Genomic DNA, 22,437 nt, shown 5'->3' with positions numbered 1-22,437 from the left:
GGGGGAGAAGTTTGATACAGTTGAACGGATAGATTTGTCGATAGCTGATTTTTCTCAATTTCCAGTTTCTTGTTTGCATTCAATAGGCCAGTCGGTGTATCTTTGCCCTCCATGATCCTTCACAATAAATACGACAAAGCGACCTTGCGTCAACGTCTTGAAAACGAGGACTTTAAACGTGTTACTTTGTCTTTTTACAGGTATGTGATCATTGAAGATCCTGCGCTCTATCGTGACGATTTATACCTGAGAATGGAGCGTTTAGGGATTTTAGGTCGTATTTATGTTGCCCGTGAAGGGGTGAATGCGCAGATCAATGTTCCGGAACATCATTTTGATGCTTTTAAATCACTCCTGAACGAAGACCCGCATTTGGTCAATATGCCCTTGAAAATTGCAGTTGAAGACGATGGGAAATCGTTTATCAAATTAATAGTCCGACAGAAGAGAAAGATTGTCGCGGATGGGCTGGATGATGATGCCTTTGATGTCACCAATGTCGGAAAGCACCTCAATGCAAAAGAGTTCAACGAAGCACTGGAACAACCGGGAACCATCGTGATTGATATGCGCAATCATTATGAAAGTGAAGTGGGCCATTTTGAAGGAGCTCTTTGTCCGGAAGTGGATACTTTCCGTGAGGAGTTGGAGAAGAGTGTGGAGATGGTGGCTGATAAAAAGGAGAATAAAATTTTACTCTATTGTACCGGTGGAATCCGTTGTGAGAAAGCCAGCGCCTGGTTCCGTCATCATGGTTTCAGTGACGTGAATCAATTGCATGGAGGCATTATTCAATATGCAAGAGAAGTGAAAGAGCAAGGACTGACACCTAAATTCATTGGGAAGAATTTTGTTTTCGACGAGCGATTGGGAGAGCGCATTACCGAAGATATCATCAGCGAATGCCATCAATGTGGAGCGCCTTGTGATGATCATGTGAATTGTGCCAATGATGATTGCCATCTTCTTTTTATACAATGCACTTCCTGCGGTGAAAAATTTGATCACTGCTGTACACCGGCCTGTCAGGAAATTTTTCATCTCCCCATAGAAGAACAACGCCGCCTCCGAAAAGGTAAGATCAAGCAGGATACCTTGTCGGTTTACCGTTCCCGCCTGCGTCCTGACCTCCGGAAGATCCTCCGGGAGGGTCTTGAAAAGGCATAACCGGAAGCTTTCAGTTTAGCTATTCTGTTGATTATTTGGCTTTTCCGTTTTTTTCCTTAAGAATTTTACGATTCCACCCTTTCTTGTCAATAACTTACGTAAATTGCTGTGTAGTCGCCCTCAAGTGACTATATATTTGTTTAGATTTTTTAACAGCCGACCAAATGGATAAAAGATGGATTTTGAAGACTCAAGGTGATACTGATGTAGTCAACCGGTTGGCGGCTGAATTGCGTATCAATAAAATCCTCGTTAATTTGATGGTGCAAAGAGGAATCACCACCTACGACGAAGCGAAACGATTTTTCAGACCTTCACTGGAAGATCTCCATGATCCTTTTTTAATGAAGGACATGGACAAAGCCATAGCAAGAATAGGAGAGGCACTGGCAAGTAAGGAGCATATTTTAATTTATGGTGATTATGATGTAGACGGCACAACAGCCGTCTCGTTAGTTTATACCTTTCTGAAAGGATATTCCGGAAATGTGTTTTACTATATCCCTGACCGTTATAAGGAAGGGTATGGTATCTCCAGACAAGGTATTGATTGGGCGAAAGAAAATAAATATTCGCTGATCATTGCTTTGGATTGTGGCATTAAGAGCGTCGATAAAGTGGCCTATGCTAAGGAACTCGGGATAGATTTTATTATCTGTGATCACCATCGTCCGGGTGTTGAATTGCCGGATGCTGTCGCTGTCCTGGATCCCAAGCGAAATGATTGTGATTATCCCTACAAAGAACTCTCAGGCTGCGGTATAGGATTTAAACTCATTCAGGCTTTTGCACAGTTGAATCATGTCCCCTTTGTTCAACTTGAACAGTTTTTGGATTTGGTGGCCATCAGCATTGCCGCTGATATTGTTCCAATCACCGGAGAAAATCGCATACTTGCTTTCTTCGGATTGCAGAAAATTAATAAAGAACCACGTCCCGGTATAAAGGCGATTCTTGAACTGGGAGGAATCAAGAAAGATTTAACCATCAATGAAATTGTTTTTACCATTGCCCCGCGCATCAACGCCGCCGGACGAATAGAACATGGTGTAAAAGCGGTGGAATTATTGATTCAGAAGAAAGAAGATTTGGCCAATTTTCTTGGCGATGATATCAATGAACAAAATACCACACGCAAAAGCCTCGATGCATTAATTACCGATCAGGCTTTGCAACAGATTGAAAACGATGAAAATTTCATCAAAAGAAAATCTACTGTTGTTTATCACCCGGAATGGCACAAAGGCGTGATTGGTATCGTTGCATCGCGACTAACGGATAAGTATTACCGCCCCACCATCGTCCTTACTAAGAGCAATGGACATGTATCCGGTTCCGCATGATCAGTGAAGGATTTTGATGTGTACAATGCCATCGAAAGCTGCAGTGATTTGCTCGAGCAGTTTGGCGGACATATGTATGCCGCCGGACTCACGATGAAGGAAGAAAATGTGGAGGAGTTTAGTCGTCGCTTTGAAGAAGTGGTGCAAGCTACCATTGAAGACCGAATGCTGACCCGTGAGATTGAAATTGATGCGGAACTGAACCTGAAGGACATCACTCCATCTTTTTTCAGAATATTGAAACAGTTCGCCCCCTTCGGGCCCGGTAATATGGCTCCCATTTTCAGAACCAGTGGTGTGCGTGACAACGGGCGCGGCAGAGTAGTAGGGAACAATCACCTGAAGTTAAGTCTGACGCAGGAGGAAATCCATAAAGGCATGTTTGACGGTATCGCCTTCCAGTTAGGTCATCATCATCCAAAAGTAGAGACGCAGGAATGTTTTGATGTGGTCTATCATGTGGAAGAAAATACGTTTAATGGACGCACTACACTTCAGTTGAATATTAAAGATTTAAAATTTCTAAAGCAGGAAGTGCTCGCTTCTTAAAATTATCCTGCTGAACTCATTGTACTGTTGAAGCAGGAGTGGAGAAACTTTTATTCAACACCACTCTCCAGACTATTGCCGCACGAAGAATGAATCCATCTATTTCTTCGGCCTTATCTTTTGAAAACCGTGTTGCCTCATAGGCTGTAAATTTTCGGGCGATGCTATGTCCCACATCCACTGTCATCATCAATCCTGTTCGCGGAATATAAAAATCATTGGACCATCTCAACTGACCTTCCACAATGGAAAACCAATCCTCCTCCGGGAGGCGATAAGAATCGGTGACCCCTTTATAATTGATGCAGGAATGCCAATAAGGTGTAATGGTGTAATCCATCACTGCATAGCGCGGAAGTATACCCCAACACCATAGGCGGTCTGAAATCTTCCAGTCGAATCCCACAAGAGGCAGCCAAAGATTTCCGAAAAACTCCTTGCTGTAATAGGCTCCCAGTTTCCAGGCAAAGCGCTGACTTGTTCTTTTCGAATACAGCAATGCGAATGCAGGCGTAAGTGTATTCTCTGCCGGAGACAGCCGGATGTCGGCATAATGTCGTATGGCTGCAGCTGCGAGTAGCTGAGCGGTTGTATCACTGAAAGTATGCTGATTCGAAACAGTAAATGACAGGGATTGAACGTCCAGTTCTTTATAGGTAGGTCCGTGAGGCGACAGTAAGTTGTTGCTGCCTGTATTTATCCTTCTTCGTTCATAAGATGGATTCAACACCAACACATCCCGCGGGCTGATTTTTACAGGCAGATTCGACTGACTCTGAAAAAAATTCAAAACTGCATCCTGACCTTCTGGTTTATTTAACAGCGTAGTAGGGTTAGAATACTGATATTGAAACTGAAACACATCAAAAACAGGCTGAGCTTTTAGAGAAGCCGAAAGGAAGCATAGCGCAACGATGAATAATCGGAATTGCATTTTTCAAACATAATTAAAATTTTCTTTACCGCCGGTTTATATCAAATGCATAATTTCGGGGAAGAAATCTGCTATGAAAATCCTGCCTGTATTCTTTCTCCTTGTATTGCTTGTCTCCGCCTGTTCCTCGGGCGATGTCAAAGAAAAAATTAATCAGGCGGGCGATGTGGCAGGGCAGACCGTAGGTGAGTTTGCCTCCGGTATCAGCAGCGGAGTAGAACGGGCGTTTGAAGTGAAAATGGAATTGAGTGCACCGCTTCAGGCTGCCGGAATTTCGCTGGGAAAAGTCAGCCTCAATGATTCCAGTGGTCATGATAATATCTTAACCGTGTACATGATTTTCAATACCGACTTTAATGGAATGATTACAGCAAAGGCATTCGATAAAAAAGGTGCGGAGATGGGCAGGGTGAAAGTGCCTGTCGACAAGAAAAAAGAGGAAGCCGGATTTGTAGAATTCAGATTTGACCCCAGAACGAATATTGATACCGATAGTAAAATTATTCTCGAATAGTGCAGAGCGAGTAGTAAAAAAGAAATGCAAAACCATTGAAATATGATTCACCCCCGTTTAAAATTCTTTGTTCTGATTTTACTTTGTTCCGTCAGCTTCATTTATTCCGGTCCGGCGGCACTCGGCGACTGGAAGATTCTGCCTTCCGACACTGTTCGCATTGGAGATCAGGTATGGATGAAGAAGAATATAAGTATTCCTGCACCCAATAGCTTTTGGTACGAACGGGATTCTGTTGCCAACAAGGAGCAGGGGCGGTTGTATTTTTTTAGCAGCGCGATGGCCGTTTGTCCGAAAGGATGGCATCTCCCTACAGACGAAGAATGGCAGGCATTGATCGATCATTATGGAGGAGATTCGCTCGCAGGCACAGCGCTCATGAAGGGAGGGAAGTCGGGAATGGAACTCACCTTGCCGGGTTACCGAAGTGCCAACAGTGCGAGTGATCTTTTCGGAAAAAAAGGTGAACAGGGTTTTTACTGGACCTCCACCGTAAAAGGAGAACAAACCGCCTACGCCCGTATGTTTTCTGCCAATAGCCCGGTGATCACCAATATATATTACCGGAGAGCGAATGCATTTTCAGTGCGGTATGTTAAAGATTAATACATGTGTTTATTTGAATTGCGGCTGCTTGCACAGAGCGGCTTTAGACATTTTGAAACCGCATGGCAGGAGTTGTATTTATGACAGCGTAATGTTTCGACTCCTGACCATAAACGCTATTTCATTTTAATGAAAAGTTCCTTGATGTCTTCCGGTGTAAAGCATATGCTCTATGCTACCTTTTGGTTTGCACTCATGAATGCTTTTGTTAAATTGTTGGCCCACTTACCTACTATGGAACTGGTGTTTTTCAGGTGCGGCATCGCCACCGTGATTGGATTTATAAGTCTTTACCGTGCGAAAGTAGATTGGATAGGTAGTAACAGATTGTTATTATTCCTGCGCGGGACATTTGGGACGATTGCTTTGTTTACTTTTTTTTATACGCTACAACATATGCCGTTGGGTACAGCAGTCGCCATTCAATATTTATCACCTGTCTTTACGGCCATCTTCGCTATATTTTTATTGAAAGAAAAAGTGAGACCGGTACAATGGTTTTATTTTGCGCTTTCATTCAGTGGTGTTCTGCTGATCAAGGGAATTGACACAAAAATCAGTTGGGAATTATTAGCGGTGGGAATTATTTCCGCTATTTTCTCCGCGCTCGCCTATAATATGGTGCGCACCATGCGGGAGCGGGAACATCCGTTGGTGGTGGTGCTGCATTTTCAGTTGTTGGGAGCGGTAGCAGGAGGACTTGTATCCATTTTTGACTGGCAAATGCCCGAAGGAATGGATTGGGTCTACCTCTTGCTTGTCGGCGTTTTTACACAGTTGGGACAAGAACATCTGACGCGTTCATTACAACTGGAGCGAATTGCCAAAGTTTCGATTTTAAATTATCTGGGCATTGTATATGCGTTGTTATTTGGTTGGATTTTATTTGATGAAATACACCCGCTGGTAGAATTACTGGGCATCGTGCTTGTCATTGCCGGTGTAGTTTTAAATGTTTTTGTAAGCTCCGGCAAAGTCAATCCTGTAGACGGGAAAAATGAGGTAGAAATTAAATAGAATGTAGTTGAGATTCCGTTCGTGATAAAGAATGTTTGGAAGCATTATCTTTTATTGTTTTAGGAAAAGTCCTCCGTGATACCTTAGTGAACTTTGTGCCTCAGTGGTAAAATCGGCAATTTTTATGTAGACGAGATCTTTATTTACTAAAAGTTTCAAAACAGTATTTTCCGATATTGCTCGCGACTTCCATCAGGAACACAACAGAAGAAGTTTCTCGCAGAGTCACAGAGCCGCAGAGTAGTTTTAAAGAAGCGCAGTAAGTTGAATTTAATCAATCAATTTTGAATCCCACCTGTTTTCGTCGCTGAGACAACCTAAAATCATCTATAAATATTACATTTAAGTCATTACCACTGTGGTAAAGAGCGTTTCAAGTAACGTGTCGAAAGCAGGAGATGTTTTTCTGATTATATACGATTTGAGTATGCAAAGGAGGTTTTTGAAAGAATCATACCCCAATACGGTAAAAGCAAAATTTAAAGAATGTTTCAACATCTATATTTTCTCATTCAAACCTACATTTCGCCTTCTTCAATTTCTTTTAGTTGACTTTAACATGGAATAGGTGTTCTCTTTGTGTAACAATTTAAAAACATAAACTATATGAAAACAATTATCAAAATTTACTGGGCTATCTTACTCGTAGCAGGTATCCTTATCAGTTCCATAACCAATGCGCAAAATTGTGGAGTTCCCGGAGGATTAAATGTCACTGTTGTTTCGGCGACATCCATGCAGTTAAACTGGAATGCAGTTCCGGGCGCGATTCGTTATGATCTTGAAATACAAAATGCCACCGGCAATCCGGTTCCGTTTTTATTGAAGCCTGTTTCAACCACCACTTCCTATACGTTAAACGGAATTACAGCAGCAGCCAATTATAAATTTAAAGTGCGTACCCGTTGCAATGGTGACAAGTCTTCCTGGTCACCCTATTATTTCTTCACCAGCGGATCAGGACAAACACAATGTACCGTTCCTTCCGGATTATCAGCCGGAGCCACTACTGCTACCTCTGCCACTATTTCCTGGACTGCAGCACCCGGTGCATTGAGTTATCGATTGCGTGTTGAAGACGGACAAAATAATCCTGTCGCCTTTTTGTTTGCAACAACTACAGCACAAACCTCCTTCAATGTAACAGGGTTATCAGCTGCAACTAACTACAAAGCGAAAGTACGCAGCAACTGTGGCGGCCTTCTTCACAGCGCCTGGACGGCATGGTTCCCCTTCACGACTGCCGTGTTTCGTACTGCTGATCTGGCAACAGCTGAGGTAAAATTATTCCCGAATCCTGCTTCAGAAATCGTTTACCTTGTATTGCCGGAAGAGTGGACCAACGATGTACAGGAAGTTAGCCTCACCGACATGACCGGTAAACAAGTGTATAGCTTCGTTCCCGAAAACAGCGAGCAGGCCGCGCAATTTGAAGTTCCGGTAAATCAATTTCCGCAGGGACTGTATGTGCTCAGCGTGCGTTCATTGACGATGGAGCACCATCAACGATTGAGTGTGGTACATTGATAAAAACAGAGTAAGAAATTTGCGCAGGACCCGGTTAACCCACTATCCATTTCTATAGTGTTGAATACACCGGTTGCGCTCAAGGAAAGGTTGTATTTTTCGTTCACCGGATAGACGTCCTGTAAGATGTCCCTTCCGGAATAATCTTCCCGCCTTTTGTACTTCAAACACAATCAAACCAAATAATTACCAGGATGGCCCCTGTAAGGTCATCTTTTTTTTTGGATAGAATTCAGTATTGGCCAACCCTGAAATTAAGGAACTACGGCCTTTTTTTTAATGCATCTGCCCAGTATGGAGAGGATTAGAAAGGCCTTCATTACTTTAGGAAAATGGTGCCTGTTTTTATTCCTGTAGTCCCTGATAATTTCCCTACCTTTGCACCCTTCAAATCCTATGTCGCAATATCCTGAGTATAAATCTTTAAATCTGCCCGGTCTCGCGGAGAATGTGCTCTCCCGCTGGCTGGAGAAACGCATCTTCGAACGCTCCATTGAAGAGCGCGAAGGAGCACCCGCGTTTACCTTTTACGAGGGACCACCCTCAGCGAACGGCCTTCCCGGTATTCATCATGTGATGTCCCGCTCGATAAAGGATATTTTTTGCCGGTATAAGACACAAAAGGGCTTCCAGGTGAACCGCAAGGGTGGCTGGGATACGCACGGACTTCCCATCGAAATCTCTGTAGAGAAGACGCTGGGAATCACCAAGGAGGATATCGGGGAAAAAATCTCCATAGAAGACTATAACAAAGCCTGCCGCCGGGAGGTGATGAAGTATAAGTCGGTATGGGACGACCTGACCCGTAAAATGGGCTATTGGGTCGATCTTGAACATCCCTATATCACTTTTGAGAATTCGTACATCGAAACTTGCTGGTACCTCCTGAAAGAGCTGCATAAAAAAAATCTCCTCTACAAAGGATATACCATCCAACCCTATTCACCCGCTGCGGGAACCGGTCTCAGTTCGCATGAATTGAATCAGCCCGGGACGTATAAGCTGGTGAAGGATACTACTATCGTGGCTCAGTTCAGCGTTATCCGCGATGCGAAGAGTGAAGCTTTGTTCGCGGCTACCGATGCGCCCGTTTTTTTCCTCGCCTGGACCACCACGCCCTGGACCTTACCGGCCAACGCTGCCCTTGCAGTAGGCGCTTCCATTACCTATGCACTGATACGCACCTTCAATCCGTACACCTTTGAACCGGTAAGTGTCGTGGTGGCGAAAGAGCTCGTGGGAAAATATTTCTCTCCGAAACAAGCAGAGCTGAAGCTGGAAGAATATCAACCGGGAAATAAATTGATTCCTTTCCGCATAGAGAAGGAATGGAAAGGTGCTGAACTAACGGGTATACACTACGAACAACTACTTCCCTACGTACAGCCGGAGGGCGATGCATTCAGAGTGATCGCGGGTGACTTTGTAAGTACGGAAGATGGTACAGGAATCGTTCATATCGCGCCTACTTTTGGTGCGGATGACTTCCGGGTAGCCAAACAGAATGATGTTCCATCGATCATGGTGGCGGATGATAGCGGTAAGCCTATGCCGTTAGTGGACAAGCGGGGAAGATTTGTGAAAGAAGTAACCGATTTCGCGCTCGAGTATGTGAAGGAAGAATACCTGAACGGAACGGAACTCGAGGAAGAGAAGGAAAAGCAGAGCAGGGAGAAATACCTCAACGTGGATGAGCGCATAGCCATCAAACTCAAACAGGAGAACCGTGCTTTCAAAGTAGAAAAATACGAACATACCTATCCCCATTGCTGGAGGACCGATAAACCGGTTTTGTACTATCCATTGGATAGCTGGTTTATCCGTACCACTACCTGCAAGGAGCGGATGATTGAACTGAATAAAACCATCAACTGGAAACCGGAGAGTACAGGAACCGGCCGTTTCGGAAACTGGCTGGAGAACCTCGTCGACTGGAACCTGAGCCGTTCTCGCTATTGGGGAATTCCATTGCCGATATGGAGAGCAGAAGACGGAGAGGAGAAATGCATCGGCTCTGTTGAAGAACTCAACAATGAGTTGAAGAAAGCTGCTGCCGCCGGACTGATGGACCCTGCAAAAATGGAACATCTGGATCCGGAAAAAGGTGATTTCGATTTGCACCGCCCCTATGTGGATCATGCTGTGCTGGTATCCTCCAAAGGGAAACCGATGTACCGTGAGCCCGACCTGATTGATGTATGGTTCGACAGCGGTGCGATGCCTTATGCGCAATGGCATTATCCCTTCGAAAGAAAAAATCTGGACAATGTGTACCCTGCTGATTTTATCGCTGAAGGGGTGGATCAAACCCGGGGATGGTTCTTCACACTCCATGCATTGGCTGTGATGTTATTTGATTCTGTTGCATTTAAAAATGTAGTTTCCAACGGACTCGTGCTCGACAAAAACGGAAACAAGATGTCGAAGCGCCTGGGCAATGCTGCCGATCCTTTTACGACACTCGATACCTATGGCCCTGATGCTACGCGCTGGTACATGATCAGCAATGCGCAGCCCTGGGACAATCTTAAATTTAATCTCGAAGGAATAGGAGAGGTGCAGCGTAAGTTTTTCGGTACTCTCTACAATACTTATAATTTCTTCGCCCTCTATGCGAATATCGATGGCTTCACATTTGAAGGTCCGGAAATTCCATATAAAAACCGCACCGAGCTGGATAGATGGATTCTCTCCTTGTTGAATTCGCTCGTCAAGGAAGTGGATGCCTGCTATGCGGATTATGAACCCACGAAGGCGACCCGTGCTATTCAGGATTTTGTCACGGAACATCTCAGCAACTGGTACATTCGTCTGAGTCGTCGTCGTTTCTGGAAGGGAGATTATTCGGATGATAAAAAGGCTGCGTATCAGACCTTGTACACTTGTCTCGATACTTTATCGCGGCTGATGGCTCCGGTAGCGCCTTTCTTCGCCGATCAGTTGTTCAGTGATCTCAATAACTGTTCAAAGAAGGATCGCAACGAGAGCGTGCATCTGGCGAATTTTCCTGAAGTAAATGAGGAGCTGATTGATAAGAATCTGGAAGAGCGGATGCAGTTGGCGCAGGAGATAAGTTCCATGGCGTTGAGTTTACGCAAGAAGGTGAATATCAAAGTACGTCAGCCCCTTCAAAAAATATTATTGCCTGTTTTTGATGAAAATTTCAGGAAAAAGATTCAGGCGGTGGAGGAACTCATCAAGGCGGAGGTGAATGTGGAGGAGATTCAGTTTCTCGATGAGTCCAACAATGTCCTCGTTAAAAAGCTCAAACCTAATTTCAAAGCCCTTGGTCCGAAGGTCGGTGGCTTGATGAAACAATTGAGCGCCAGGGTGGCGGAGATCAGTCAGGACGAAATAGCTTATCTCGAACAGAACGGCATTTTGCCCATGAAGCTGGGAGAGGTGCTCTTCGATTTGCTTTTGGAAGATGTGGAGGTGCTGAGTGAAGATATCCCCGGCTGGCAGGTGATCAGTCAGGGAAAGCTGACGGTGGCCCTCGATATTACCTTAACAGACCATCTGAAAGACAAGGGACTGGCGCGGGAACTCGTCAACCGCATTCAGAACATACGGAAAGACAAGGGGTTCGAAGTAACGGACACCATCAGCGTGAGAATACAGGGACCGGAGTCGGTTCATCGTTCAGTAAAGAATAATTTCGACTATATTCGCAGCGAAATTTTAGCAACACAATTGGAGTTGGTTGACCATGTTGACGGATCGGAAGCGATTCCGGTGGATGTGGATGATGAACTTCAAGTAATTACATCTGTAAAAAAATATTCCAATGGCCAGTAAAAAAACATTTCTAAATCAAAAAAGGCCGCAGCTAAGAAACCTGCAGGTAAAGCGACCGGCGGTAAAGTCGTGAAGAAGGCAGCACCTAAGAAGGCTGCGAAAAAAGCTCCTGCTAAAAAAACAGTTGCTAAGAAGTCTTCAGCAGCGAAAGCTCCTGCTAAAAAAATAGTTGCCCCTAAGAAAAGCGCTAAGAAAGCAGTAAAGGTGGTGAAGAAGTCCGCTGTTAAACCGGTAAAGAAAGCCGCTGTAAAAAAGACAGTAGCAGCACCTAAAAAGGCGGTGGCGAAGAAGGTGGCGAAAGCCCCGGCTCCCAAAGTAAATAAAGTGGAACCTAAGAAGGTGACGAAAGTGGTGAAGGCTGCTCCCGTTGCTTCAAAGGCAAATACTAAGCCTGTCCTAAAGGAACAACAAGTCACCCGTCCCGCCGTTCATATCCCTGTAGTGCCAAGTGTGAAAATTGAGTCAAAACCTATGATAGAGAAAAAAGCAGAAACGGAAGTTAAAAAAGTAGTGACTACACAGCGTTATAACGATGCCGATCTGGCAGAGTTCAAAGTGTTAGTGGTGAATAAGCTCGAAGAAGCAAGACGTGAGTTGATCAATCTGCAGGCGCAAATTATCAATGCCAATGAGAATGGTACGGATGATACCGGCGCTTCCTTTAAAATGCTGGAAGATGGTTCTGAAACCCTGGCGAAAGAAGAAGCGGCTAACCTCGCTGCCCGTCAAAAGAAGTTTATCGAGCAACTGGAAGCAGCCTTGATTCGCATTGAAAATAAAACCTACGGTATTTGCAGAGTCACCGGTCAGCTGATTCCTAAAGAACGCTTGCGTGCTGTTCCGCATACCACGCAGAGCATGGAAGCAAAATTGAAACAGTACAGAGATTAATGCAACTTCTGATTGAATAGTACCCTTGCAGCCAAGTGTCTTTTCACTTGCTGCCAAAATAAAAAAAACAAAATCGAAGCTTGCAGTATAATCCTGCAGGCTTCCTTTTTTTGAAACCCCATCTTGCCCTTGAAACGTCCGCTGTTAATTATATTCTCCGTCTTGTTCGCCGATCAGCTCTCGAAGATCTGGATCAAAACGCATATGTATCTGGGGCAGGAGTATAAAGTGGCCAATTGGTTTTATATTCACTTTACCGAGAACAACGGAATGGCTTTCGGGCTGGAGTTGGGCGGTGATTATGGCAAATTATTTTTGAGTGTATTTCGCATCATTTTTGTGAGCGGTCTGGCCTGGTTTCTCTGGAAGATGGTGAAGGAAAAAGCAGGGAAGCTTTATATTTCAATCTTATCGCTGGTCTTTGCCGGAGCTATTGGAAATATAATTGATTCCGTTTTTTATGGAGTTTGTTTTTCCACGAGTGATTTTGGGGGTGTAGCAGCACTGTTCCCTCCCGAAGGCGGCTATGCGGAGCTGTTACATGGGAAAGTCGTGGATATGCTCTATTTCCCGATCATCAGCGGACAATTTCCGGCATGGCTTCCGGTATGGGGGGGAGAGTCGTTTCTGTTTTTCCGTCCCGTATTTAATATTGCCGATGCCGCCATCAGTTGTGGGGTAATCCTATGGATCGTTTTCCAAAAGAAAATTTATCCGGAGGAATCTGCGCAGGTGAAATCTGAAATTAAAAGTATAGATATCCAAACCGAATCTGGTTCAGAAGATCAACAGCAATGAAACGCAGATAGAAAGCCGGTTTAAATCTTACCCGTTTTCAGAAATTATTAAAATTCATTTGCTACTGCTTTCAAAAATTTTAACTTTACATTTCAAAATTCTTTCTTCATGAAATCTATCCTTCTCTTTGTCCTGGCGGTATTTTTTACTGCAGGAACGGCTACCGCACAATGTCTCACAAGTTTGCAGTCAGTAGGGGAGTTGCCCTCTGTATTTACTCAAAGTACTTTTACGGTAAGAAAGGATAATACCGGACGACCGTTTATGTACGTCGCTTCGAAGGAAGGAGGATTGAAGATTGCGGATATCTCCAACCCTGCATTGCCTGTTCCCATTGATACAATTCCCGCGAGTGCTTTCAACGGATATCATGTGATAAGTCTGACACAGGTAGACAGTCAGTTGTATCTCGCGTTGGGAAATATCTATGACACCCCTGCACAGGGAGCAGCTTTGGCCATCATCGATATCAGTAATCCTTATAATGCATTTATCACGGATACATGGTATTCTCCTTTCCCGATAGGAGGTTGTGGTGCTGTGGAGATAGAAGGCAGTTATGCTTACCTGGGCGGAATGTACAATGGATTGATCATTCTCGATATCAGCGATGCGAACAATGTTTCCTGGAAGTCCACCTATCTTCCTTCCATGTCCTTCCCGCATGGCGTTCCTCCGACAAGTAATGATTCGGTGAAATTCAATGTGCGGGGATTAGCAGTACGTAACGATACCGTCTTTGCCTGCTTCGACAGAGGAGGTTTTCGGGTGATTGATGTGACGAATAAAACGGCTCCGGTACAAATCGCCCAATTTTGTAATCCTTCGATGGTGGGATTTGCTACGGCTTATAATAATGTGGTGCTGCATGAAGGCCTGGCCTATGTCGCTGTGGATTATCAGGGTTTTGAAGTACTGGATATCTCCAATGCGGGCGCTGTGGGCCTTACCGGTTCCTGGAAAGGTCCCTCGTGGCCGGCACCGACCAATAATCCTTTTATATGGGCGGCTTCAGAGGGGCATGCGAATGAATTACGGTATGATGAGCAGCAGCAGTTGGTGTATTCATCAACAGGGAGAGGGGATTTGCTGGTATTAGATGTTTCTGATCCCACACAACCCGACTCCTGTTCCTTTTACGGTGGAGTAAACAACAACATCGGTACCTGGGGATTGGATTTCAGCAATGATACCGTTTACCTGGCGTATATTGTTACGGCTATCCCCTTTTCATCCAACTGGACCGGCATTAAAATTATTGCCGTGAATCCTGCTACGACCGGACTGACAGAAATTTCGAATGAAGAAATGTTCATATACCCCAATCCGGTACAATCGACTCTAACTATTCATCTTCCCGCAGGACAAGATGTAGCTGTTGTTGAACTGTTTGATGTATCCGGAAAATTAATCAACACTCCAAACAGTGGTAGATCACAGACGATTGACGTATCAGGTATTCATTCAGGTCTGTACTTTATTAAAGCCACCGATAGCTCCGGTCGTAATTATTTCGCTCGCTGTGTGGTAGAAAAATAATTATACAGGTTTGTTTTAGAAAGGTAGGCCGCAGATTTTTTATGCTTGTCCTCCGAACCTTTAGCGAAGGAGGACCTGTTAAGATTTGTTATAATAATCCATTGTAACGATAGTTTAGAATAGAATGAATCCGTGTAAAATTATTTTAACCGATCACAAACGCTTCTTCATTCTGGAGTTGTTCTTCAAATTCCCGTAGTTGAAGAATCATGTTTTCAGTTGTACTTACAGTCAGGTTCTGAATTGTTAAAAACAGATTTTTGTAGTAGTCAATTCCTTTCAGAAGATTGTTTTTGAAATTGTTCAGATATTTTAATTCCTGATTTGATAAGGGATTTGAAGCCATCTGCCTTTTAAAGTAGTCAACATACAATTTAAGCTCGTTGATAAATAAATGCGGACGTTTTTTACTGATGAGATTGGTTCTTCCATAGATATGTCCGCACATTTCTTCTAAGGTGGCAATTCGACTAAAAAAAGCCATATTGGGACCGGGGCAGATACTCACTGATTTCAGTTTGTGTGAGAGTGGTAATTTGTTCTTTAGCAAAGTGGCTGTTGAAAGTCCTTCACATAAACATTCTTTTTCAGTGATCCTTTTAATTTGTGCTGCTTTTTCTTCTTCAGAAACAGCGCTTTCAGTGACGGATTTTATTTTTAGCTGCTGGTACTCCCGAGAAGCAGTACAGATTGTTTCGGTAGTAAATTCAGTATTGGACGCCAGATGTTTTTTATAGCAAGGGGAGCCGGGGCGATTTGCCTTTATGCGGTTTATCCTTTCCGTATTGGCACTTGATAGCCTGAAGTTGTAAAACGGAACGCCTAACGGTGAGGCATAGCTTAAATAGTAGTCAGAAGGTTCAGCTTGGGTAAGTTTCTTCAATGTTTCTTCATCTACATTGGTACATTCAGGCACTAAAAGAAAAGGACTTCCCCAACCGGTATAATCAAGTTGGTAGTGTTTCCTGAGAAAGGTATCTTCTTCAAAGGTACCGATGCCGCCCTGCGCCGAATAAGTAATTTCATAGTTGAAATGGTCATGAGGAATGCCCAATCCTTCCCATGCTGTATTACATTGATTCTTCAATGCTTCCCTCAGGCTTTCTTTTTTTTCCTTAAATTCTTCCAGAATGGGTCCTGTAAGCAGACCTTCAGTAGGGAAGGCATGTCCGCCACAGTTTAACCCTGATTCCACTCTGAATTCTGATACCCAAATTCCTTTTTTAGCCAACAGTAATCCCTGAATCTGTGCCGAGCGATAATCACTTACTTTTAAAACTATTTTTTTCGTCAGCATTCCATTTTCATCCGGAAAGAAATCTTTAAATTGACCGATGTATGAATACAACCGGGGATTATATCCTGCGGAGATAACCAATGAAGATTTTAAATCACTCTTTGCAAATCCTCTCAGGGACGAAAGTGCGTTAGAAAACTCCGGTAATAACTCCTTTCCATCTTCTGAGTATCCCAACCGATCGGCCTTTGCCATGATATTTACATCGATAGATCCGGGTTTCATTGCGCTTCTTAATTCCTGCTGAACAGAAGTCTTTTCTATTCCTTCGGGCATTGCGCACATGGCGATAAAACGTTTACGCAGAGGGGAAGAATCGGGAAGTAATTCAAAGTATCTGCTGAGTTCTGAATCCGGTGAGAAGGATGATTTCTTCAGGGTTTCAAACTGTATGTTCACCACCTGATTGATTGTATTCAGATAGGCTGTAATGCGTCGCGCCCGATAATCTTCTTCATTTTGTTTAATCGGCTGGTACGTAATCCCGTAAGCCTTGCAATAGAAAGCCCGCATACTTTCAATTAATTCATCTTCCATAATGGAGATGACCGATGAAATACCGTATTTGGCGATTTTCGCCGGACTGTCAATCGTAAAGCCTAAGCCCATTACCGGAATATGAAAAGTATGTTGATGGTTGGGAATCATTCGTTTTGTTTTTCAGAAGCAGGCAAAATTACGAAGATTGTTTCTCGGTTAAAATGATGATCATCACAATTCACAGTATATTTTAACATTAAAAAGAATATTTCTTTTAGCAAAAGACGGAAAGCAGTTTAAAAAAAAACATTAAACTGCATTATTTAATTTGACAAATTCTAAAGGTGACAGGTTATTAAGATTCCTTTCTTTGTGCAGCCTGTATTAGTTTTTTTTGATCTTTGATCTGTATTCTCTTCCCGGAAAAGTCTATTATTTGTTCTTCTTTCAAAGTAATCAAAGTTCGGATAAGTGTTTCCGTTGCCGTTCCAACCAATGATGATAAATCGCTACGGGATAAAGTAATATTAATAGTGATATTATCTTTTTCAAAACCGTATTTTTCTTTAATATACAAAATCATATCAGCCACTCTTGCCCTTACTGACTTAAAATGATTTTCACAAAGCAATGTTTCGGTGTGATCCAGTTCTTTAGTCATTAATTTAAGGATGTTTTCATTGACACTGTTGTTGTTTTTCATGATGTCCATGAATAAATCCTTACTTAAAAAACAAACAACGGTTTCTTCAATTGCTTCAGCAGTGGATGAATAAGGCCTGCTATTTAATAATGCGCGGTAGCCAATAATGTCTCCCGGTTTAGTAAGTCGCACAATTTGATCTCTACCGTTTCCTGCATATTTATAAATTTTAACTTTTCCTTTTTCAATGATGAAAATTCCGAGCGGAAGTGTGTCTCTGTGGAACAAAATGTCCCCCTTATTATAAACGAAACGGTTCTTATTAAGGTTGACATTCAGTACATCATTGTCACTTATCTTGCAAAAAACAGAATGTAACCTTGATTCGCAATTAAAGCAGTCCATATTTATCGTTTTCTTCCTCATATTTCTTTAGGTTTTAAGGGAGGTCTCTTTAAGTTTTCCTATAAATGTGGATAATATTTCTTAAAATTATATAGCAATGTCAATTATTACAAAGTTAGTATTTATGAGGCAATAGTGCGATGAATATGATATTGATCATTTTTTTGACGATGGATACTACGAACCTTTGTGCTTGTAAAAGAAGGAAGATTGTTGCCTTACAGGCTATTTGCTGTCTGGCGATTAGTTAATCTGAAGGTGAACCGCTTATGAAAGATATTACCGATCTGAATGATATTAAATCCTTTGTTGATTCGTTTTATCTCAAGATACGCGAAGATGACCTGCTTGGAAATATATTCAATGGCGTGATCAATAATAAATGGGATGTTCACCTGGAAAAGATGGTGCGTTTCTGGCAAACTTTATTGTTTAAGGAGCGGACCTATTTTGGTCAGCCATTTCCTCCACATCAGTACATGTCACTGACAAAGGAACATTTTGAAAGATGGATATTTCTTTTTGAAAAAACGATTGATGAATTGTTTAAGGGTGATATGGCAGACGAGGCAAAGTTGAGAGCAAGGTCGATTGCAGGCATTTTCAGTGCTAAACTGTGTTCTTCAGAACATCTGTCCGGTTAATTTGAAGGGGGATTCAACTTCAGCCTGTTATCCGGACTGTGAATTATAAATAAAGAAAGTAACAAAATAAAAAATAAATTAAATATGGGAAAGATTAATGATGAGTTAACTGTTGGAGCTATCGTGGCAGGTGATTACCGGACTGCTGGTGTGTTTAATGCACATGGAATCGATTTTTGTTGTAGAGGTAACCGTATGCTGCGTGATGTATGCAGTAAAATGAATATTGATTCAAATAGTATTTTGGAAGAGCTTAATTCCGTAGTCGCAGTACCTGATACTGAGGACGGGTTCAATGAATGGGATCTGAACCGTCTCATTGATTATATCTTGTCAAAACATCATCAGTATGTCCGGACGCAAGTTCCGGTGATCGGTGAATTTCTTGAAAAGCTATGCAGGGTGCATGGGGGAAATCACCCTGAACTGTTTGAGGTGAATGAATTGTTCACACAAGGTGCTGCCAATCTTATGGATCATATGATGAAAGAGGAAAATATTCTGTTTCCGCTTGTAAGACGATTGGAAGATGACCAGCGAAACGGCGTCCCTTTTTCAGCAGGTGGATTTAGTGTGCAGGCACCTATTCGTGTCATGGAAAGCGAGCATGAAACAGAGGGTGACCGGTTTGCGCGGATCGGAGAAGTGACGGATGGATATTGTGTTCCCGATGATGGTTGCACTACTTACAGAGTTGCCTATTCCATGCTCAAAGATTTTGAGATAGATCTGCATAAACATATTCATTTGGAAAATAATATTTTATTTCCAAAGGCTATTGAAATGGAGTACGAATTGAGATAATTTAAAAATGAATTTGAGCTTATGAAAGCAGGAAGAAGGGGCGTCTGGGCGGAACCTTATAAAATGAAAATGGTGGAGTTGTTAAAAATGACAACATCCGCCCAGCGCAAGAAGGCGATCAGAGACGCCGGATATAATACCTTTTTGCTCAAATCGGAAGATGTTTATATCGACTTGTTAACCGATAGCGGCACCTCTGCGATGAGTGATGTGCAGTGGGCCGGCATGATGCGTGGTGATGAAGCTTATGCCGGCAGCAGAAATTACTATAATCTCGAGCGGGCAGTGAAAAAGTATTATGGTTATAAATACCTGATCCCTACTCACCAGGGTAGGGGAGCAGAAAATATCCTTTCGAAGATACTGATTAAGAAAGGAGATGTTGTTCCCGGCAATATGTATTTCACGACGACACGACTGCATCAGGAATTGGCCGGTGGAACCTTCGCGGATATTATTATTGACGAAGCGCATGATCCTGCCAGCCTGCATCCTTTTAAAGGCAATGTGGATATAAAAAAGCTGGATGTTCTGGTGAAGAAGTATGGCGTCAAGCGTATTCCTTATATAACGATAGGCGTTACCGTAAATATGGCGGGAGGTCAGCCGATTAGCCTTAAGAACCTGAAGGAACTCAGAGCGTATACAAAAAAACATAAGCTGAGAATCATTCTGGATATGACACGCGTTGCTGAGAATGCCTTTTTTATTCAGCAACGGGAAAAGGGATATGAAAAGAAATCCATAAAAGAAATCGTAATGGAAATCTGTTCGCACACCGATGGTGCCACCATGAGTGCGAAAAAGGATGCGCTGGTGAATATCGGTGGATTTATGGCTACCAATGAATGGGATGTTTTTGAAGAAGCCCGGAATCTGGTAGTGGTGTATGAAGGGCTCCACACGTATGGCGGTCTGGCCGGGCGCGATATGGAAGCAATGGCCATTGGTATTGAGGAAAGTTTGAATGATAAACACCAGCAGGCCCGTGTTGGACAAGTAGAATATCTCGGGAATAAATTAAAGGAATGTGGAATTCCAATCGTATTGCCCATTGGCGGTCATGGCATTTTTATTGATGCCAAGGCCTTTTTACCGCATGTAAAACAAGGTCAATTTCCTGCCCAGGCTTTAGCTGCCGAGTTTTATATTGATTCCGGCGTCCGAACCATGGAGCGCGGAATTGTTTCAGCAGGACGTAAAGCGGATGGGAATAATTATTATCCAAAGCTCGAGTTGGTCAGGTTCACCATCCCACGCAGGGTATATACACAGGCACATATGGATGTAATTACCGAAAGTGTGCTGCGTGTTTATGATCGCCGCGATAAGATAAAAGGACTCAAGATGATATATGAGCCCAAATATCTGCGTTTCTTTCAGGCAAGATTTGAAAAACTATAGATAGATGAAAGCGCAGTACGCCCGGTATACGATGTTGGTTTTCTGTTTGCTTTTCATTTCATTCAGTATGCATCTTTATACCGGAACTGTTTGCGCCACAACAACAGAAAACGAGGAAAACGTAGCAGCGGGCCGACTTATATGGCAAAACTACAATTGTCAGGCTTGTCATCAATTGTACGGATTAGGCGGTTATTTAGGTCCTGACCTGAGTGATGTATATTCTAAACCCGGTAAAGGGCCCGGTTATATAGCAGCCATGATAAAATCAGGTTCAGGACAAATGCCGGCATATGCCATGACAGAGGAGGAGCTGAAGCTACTGAACGAATTTCTATTTGCGGTGGATAATTGTGGTAATGCTGATCCACGATCTTTTGAGATCGGCAGGGATGGGATGATTTCTCAATCCATGCGCTGATGTGGAAAGAATCGATTGATCGGAACTTTTTTATCCTTGCACTCATTTTGATGATTGTCGGACTCAACTTCGGTGTGTTGGCTGTACATAGTTATACCAATCCCGGTTTATGGAAAGAGAGCCTTGGTTTTGTAAAACTACGTCCGCTGCATGTGTCAACGATGTTATTCTGGATTTTAACAGGAGCAACGGGTGCTGTTTTTTATGGGTTGAAAAATCTCGGACTCCCCATTCGTTATCCACAGCTCTCCCGATTGCAACTCCTATTGTGGGTCATTCCTATTGCCGGTGTTTTCTATTCGTATTTTAATGGTAAATTCGGAGGAAGGGAGTACTGGGAATTTCCAAAGGAATGGTCGTTATTCATACTGGCAGCCTGGTTGTTGATGGTGGTGAATTACTTTTCAAGTATATGGAAATTGAAATCTCCTCCCGTTTATATCTGGATGTGGGGAACAGGTATTGCTTTTTTCCTTTTCATTTTTATTGAAAATTATTTATGGGTGATTCCCTATTTCAGGGAAAATTTCATTCGTGATACCATTGTGCAATGGAAGGTCAATGGTTCTCTGGTAGGTTGCTGGAATCAGATGATTTATGGGTCAGCTATTTATTTGATGGAGAGGATCAGCGGCGATAAATCAGTCGCTAAATCCAAACTTACCTTTGGCATGTATTTTTTAGGACTTTTTAATTTAATGTTCAATTGGAGTCACCATATTTATACACTTCCTACGGCACCATATATTCGTTACATAGGCTATGCTGTTAGTATGACCGAATGGGTAATTCTTCTGCGGATAATATCTAATTTTAAAGCTTCACTTTCAGAATCCCGAAAACATCTTCATTATTACAGTTATCGTTTTCTGCTGGCAGCGGATCTATGGGTTTTTCTAAATCTTTTTATGGCTTTGCTAATGTCTATCCCGGCTATTAATTTATATACACACGGCACGCATATCACCGTAGCACATGCGATGGGAACTACCATAGGCATCAATACGATGATTTTACTTGCCGTAATTTTTGATGCCGTTTATGTACAAAAAGATGAAGGAAAAATATCAGGATGGCTTCGTGGTTGGTTTTATCTCGTGCAGCTCTCGTTGCTGGTATTCTGGATTTCACTCATTGGGGCCGGAGTTAAAAAGGCGATTATTCAAATGCAGGAGCTAGATGTCCCGCACTCGAAAATGATGTTGCAACTTCAGCCATGGTTTCATGTTTTCAGTTGGAGTGGAGCTTTTTTAATGTTAGCCTTAGCTGCGTTGGCGATTATTTTGGTGAAAAGACTATTGATTTCAAAATGAACATAGACCTCAGAATGCCTGCCTACCGATAACTTGACGCAGGCAGGTTTAAAATGAAATTTTCTACTGGCTATATACTTCCTTGAAATTGATAAGTAGTGAATTATTGTCCTGAAACACCGGGATGATATGGAATGAAAATCGACTTTCTGGATGACCACTAACTAAGGTTTGTAGAAAATGAAAAAGTCCTCCGTGTTCCTACGTGTCCTGCGTGCCTCAGTGGTTAAAAAGGAAAATTCCTTCGAAGACGACGATCGTCATTCAACTAAAATCAATTAATTCTTTTCGGGAACATAAATATTTTCAAATTAAAAGCATTGCTATTCGTCGCAATCTTAGG

Annotated in this window: 17 protein-coding genes and 1 pseudogene; 15 read left to right on the top strand and 3 right to left on the bottom strand. The window is 42.8% G+C overall.

All coding sequences use genetic code 11. The features are described 5' to 3' along the window. Positions 1–111: 111 nt before the first annotated feature. A complete protein-coding gene (locus tag IPJ86_02945; GenBank protein MBK7886280.1) occupies positions 112–1,167 on the top strand; it encodes a rhodanese-related sulfurtransferase in 1,056 nt (351 codons plus the stop codon). Positions 1,168–1,331: 164 nt separating this feature from the next. Further along, positions 1,332–3,059 (top strand): annotated as a pseudogene (recJ, locus tag IPJ86_02940) (single-stranded-DNA-specific exonuclease RecJ). Positions 3,060–3,075: 16 nt separating this feature from the next. Here the strand turns inward: recJ and IPJ86_02935 are convergent. After that, entirely contained in the window at positions 3,076–3,993 is a 918-nt protein-coding gene (locus IPJ86_02935; GenBank protein MBK7886279.1) for a hypothetical protein, read from the bottom strand. Positions 3,994–4,066: 73 nt separating this feature from the next. On the opposite strand from IPJ86_02935, the gene IPJ86_02930 reads away from it, so the two are divergent. The 8 genes from IPJ86_02930 to IPJ86_02895 all read left to right on the top strand — a co-directional run bounded on the left by IPJ86_02930 (position 4,067) and on the right by IPJ86_02895 (position 14,683). Further along, positions 4,067–4,507 (top strand): hypothetical protein, encoded by a 441-nt coding sequence (locus tag IPJ86_02930; protein MBK7886278.1) that lies wholly within the window; start codon positions 4,067–4,069, stop codon positions 4,505–4,507. A gap of 42 nt (positions 4,508–4,549) precedes the next feature. Next, positions 4,550–5,113 carry a hypothetical protein gene (locus tag IPJ86_02925; protein MBK7886277.1) on the top strand — a complete coding sequence of 188 codons (564 nt, stop codon included), beginning with the start codon at positions 4,550–4,552 and terminating at the stop codon, positions 5,111–5,113. A 141-nt stretch (positions 5,114–5,254) separates the two neighbouring features. Further along, complete coding sequence (locus IPJ86_02920) at positions 5,255–6,130, top strand: DMT family transporter (GenBank protein ID MBK7886276.1); 876 nt, start codon at positions 5,255–5,257, stop codon at positions 6,128–6,130. A gap of 606 nt (positions 6,131–6,736) precedes the next feature. Then, a complete protein-coding gene (locus tag IPJ86_02915) occupies positions 6,737–7,657 on the top strand; it encodes a fibronectin type III domain-containing protein (protein ID MBK7886275.1) in 921 nt (306 codons plus the stop codon). Positions 7,658–8,053: 396 nt separating this feature from the next. Further along, the gene (locus IPJ86_02910) at positions 8,054–11,455 is read left to right on the top strand and encodes an isoleucine--tRNA ligase (GenBank protein ID MBK7886274.1); all 3,402 of its coding nucleotides are present in this window, start codon (positions 8,054–8,056) and stop codon (positions 11,453–11,455) included. 471 nt (positions 11,456–11,926) lie between these two features. After that, positions 11,927–12,346, top strand: a complete 420-nt coding sequence (locus IPJ86_02905) for a TraR/DksA C4-type zinc finger protein (GenBank protein MBK7886273.1) — start codon at positions 11,927–11,929, stop codon at positions 12,344–12,346. A gap of 120 nt (positions 12,347–12,466) precedes the next feature. Continuing rightward, a complete protein-coding gene (locus IPJ86_02900) occupies positions 12,467–13,144 on the top strand; it encodes a lipoprotein signal peptidase (GenBank protein ID MBK7886272.1) in 678 nt (225 codons plus the stop codon). A gap of 108 nt (positions 13,145–13,252) precedes the next feature. Beyond that, the gene (locus tag IPJ86_02895) at positions 13,253–14,683 is read left to right on the top strand and encodes a T9SS type A sorting domain-containing protein (protein ID MBK7886271.1); all 1,431 of its coding nucleotides are present in this window, start codon (positions 13,253–13,255) and stop codon (positions 14,681–14,683) included. Between the two features lie 145 nt (positions 14,684–14,828). On the opposite strand, the gene IPJ86_02890 is transcribed toward IPJ86_02895, so the two are convergent. Next, positions 14,829–16,628, bottom strand: a complete 1,800-nt coding sequence (locus IPJ86_02890) for a hypothetical protein (protein ID MBK7886270.1) — start codon at positions 16,626–16,628, stop codon at positions 14,829–14,831. Positions 16,629–16,815: 187 nt separating this feature from the next. Beyond that, positions 16,816–17,529 (bottom strand): Crp/Fnr family transcriptional regulator, encoded by a 714-nt coding sequence (locus tag IPJ86_02885; protein MBK7886269.1) that lies wholly within the window; start codon positions 17,527–17,529, stop codon positions 16,816–16,818. 248 nt (positions 17,530–17,777) lie between these two features. Here IPJ86_02885 and IPJ86_02880 point away from each other — a divergent pair, with 248 nt between their 5' ends. The 5 genes from IPJ86_02880 (at position 17,778) to IPJ86_02860 (ending at position 22,094) form a co-directional block, all read left to right on the top strand. Beyond that, positions 17,778–18,152 (top strand): group III truncated hemoglobin, encoded by a 375-nt coding sequence (locus IPJ86_02880; GenBank protein ID MBK7886268.1) that lies wholly within the window; start codon positions 17,778–17,780, stop codon positions 18,150–18,152. An 84-nt stretch (positions 18,153–18,236) separates the two neighbouring features. Further along, a complete protein-coding gene (gene ric / locus IPJ86_02875; protein MBK7886267.1) occupies positions 18,237–18,956 on the top strand; it encodes an iron-sulfur cluster repair di-iron protein in 720 nt (239 codons plus the stop codon). A 21-nt stretch (positions 18,957–18,977) separates the two neighbouring features. Further along, positions 18,978–20,360 (top strand): tyrosine phenol-lyase, encoded by a 1,383-nt coding sequence (locus IPJ86_02870; GenBank protein ID MBK7886266.1) that lies wholly within the window; start codon positions 18,978–18,980, stop codon positions 20,358–20,360. A gap of 4 nt (positions 20,361–20,364) precedes the next feature. Continuing rightward, positions 20,365–20,781: a cytochrome c gene (locus IPJ86_02865; protein MBK7886265.1), complete on the top strand. Its 417-nt coding sequence runs from the start codon at positions 20,365–20,367 to the stop codon at positions 20,779–20,781. Continuing rightward, positions 20,781–22,094, top strand: coding sequence for a cbb3-type cytochrome c oxidase subunit I (locus tag IPJ86_02860; protein ID MBK7886264.1), 1,314 nt, complete (start codon positions 20,781–20,783; stop codon positions 22,092–22,094). The genes IPJ86_02865 and IPJ86_02860 overlap by 1 nt, the downstream gene beginning before the upstream one ends. Positions 22,095–22,437: the final 343 nt, after the last annotated feature.

It is taken from the genome of Bacteroidota bacterium (assembly GCA_016713925.1).
Classification (GTDB): Bacteria; Bacteroidota; Bacteroidia; order AKYH767-A; family OLB10; genus JAJTFW01.
Note: the sequence above shows the minus strand (reverse complement) of the source record. Positions and strands in the feature narration are given on the sequence as shown.

What these genes read in the sequence shown, in the direction of transcription:
- IPJ86_02890 (MBK7886270.1), bottom strand. Translation starts at nt 16,628, where the DNA reads ATGATTCCCAACCATCAACATACTTTTCATATTCCGGTAATGGGCTTA.
- IPJ86_02905 (MBK7886273.1), top strand. Translation starts at nt 11,927, where the DNA reads ATGATAGAGAAAAAAGCAGAAACGGAAGTTAAAAAAGTAGTGACTACA.
- IPJ86_02930 (MBK7886278.1), top strand. Translation starts at nt 4,067, where the DNA reads ATGAAAATCCTGCCTGTATTCTTTCTCCTTGTATTGCTTGTCTCCGCC.
- ric (MBK7886267.1), top strand. Translation starts at nt 18,237, where the DNA reads ATGGGAAAGATTAATGATGAGTTAACTGTTGGAGCTATCGTGGCAGGT.
- IPJ86_02895 (MBK7886271.1), top strand. Translation starts at nt 13,253, where the DNA reads ATGAAATCTATCCTTCTCTTTGTCCTGGCGGTATTTTTTACTGCAGGA.
- IPJ86_02915 (MBK7886275.1), top strand. Translation starts at nt 6,737, where the DNA reads ATGAAAACAATTATCAAAATTTACTGGGCTATCTTACTCGTAGCAGGT.
- IPJ86_02885 (MBK7886269.1), bottom strand. Translation starts at nt 17,529, where the DNA reads ATGAGGAAGAAAACGATAAATATGGACTGCTTTAATTGCGAATCAAGG.
- IPJ86_02880 (MBK7886268.1), top strand. Translation starts at nt 17,778, where the DNA reads ATGAAAGATATTACCGATCTGAATGATATTAAATCCTTTGTTGATTCG.
- IPJ86_02925 (MBK7886277.1), top strand. Translation starts at nt 4,550, where the DNA reads ATGATTCACCCCCGTTTAAAATTCTTTGTTCTGATTTTACTTTGTTCC.
- IPJ86_02860 (MBK7886264.1), top strand. Translation starts at nt 20,781, where the DNA reads ATGTGGAAAGAATCGATTGATCGGAACTTTTTTATCCTTGCACTCATT.
- IPJ86_02870 (MBK7886266.1), top strand. Translation starts at nt 18,978, where the DNA reads ATGAAAGCAGGAAGAAGGGGCGTCTGGGCGGAACCTTATAAAATGAAA.
- IPJ86_02865 (MBK7886265.1), top strand. Translation starts at nt 20,365, where the DNA reads ATGAAAGCGCAGTACGCCCGGTATACGATGTTGGTTTTCTGTTTGCTT.
- IPJ86_02910 (MBK7886274.1), top strand. Translation starts at nt 8,054, where the DNA reads ATGTCGCAATATCCTGAGTATAAATCTTTAAATCTGCCCGGTCTCGCG.
- IPJ86_02935 (MBK7886279.1), bottom strand. Translation starts at nt 3,993, where the DNA reads ATGCAATTCCGATTATTCATCGTTGCGCTATGCTTCCTTTCGGCTTCT.
- IPJ86_02945 (MBK7886280.1), top strand. Translation starts at nt 112, where the DNA reads ATGATCCTTCACAATAAATACGACAAAGCGACCTTGCGTCAACGTCTT.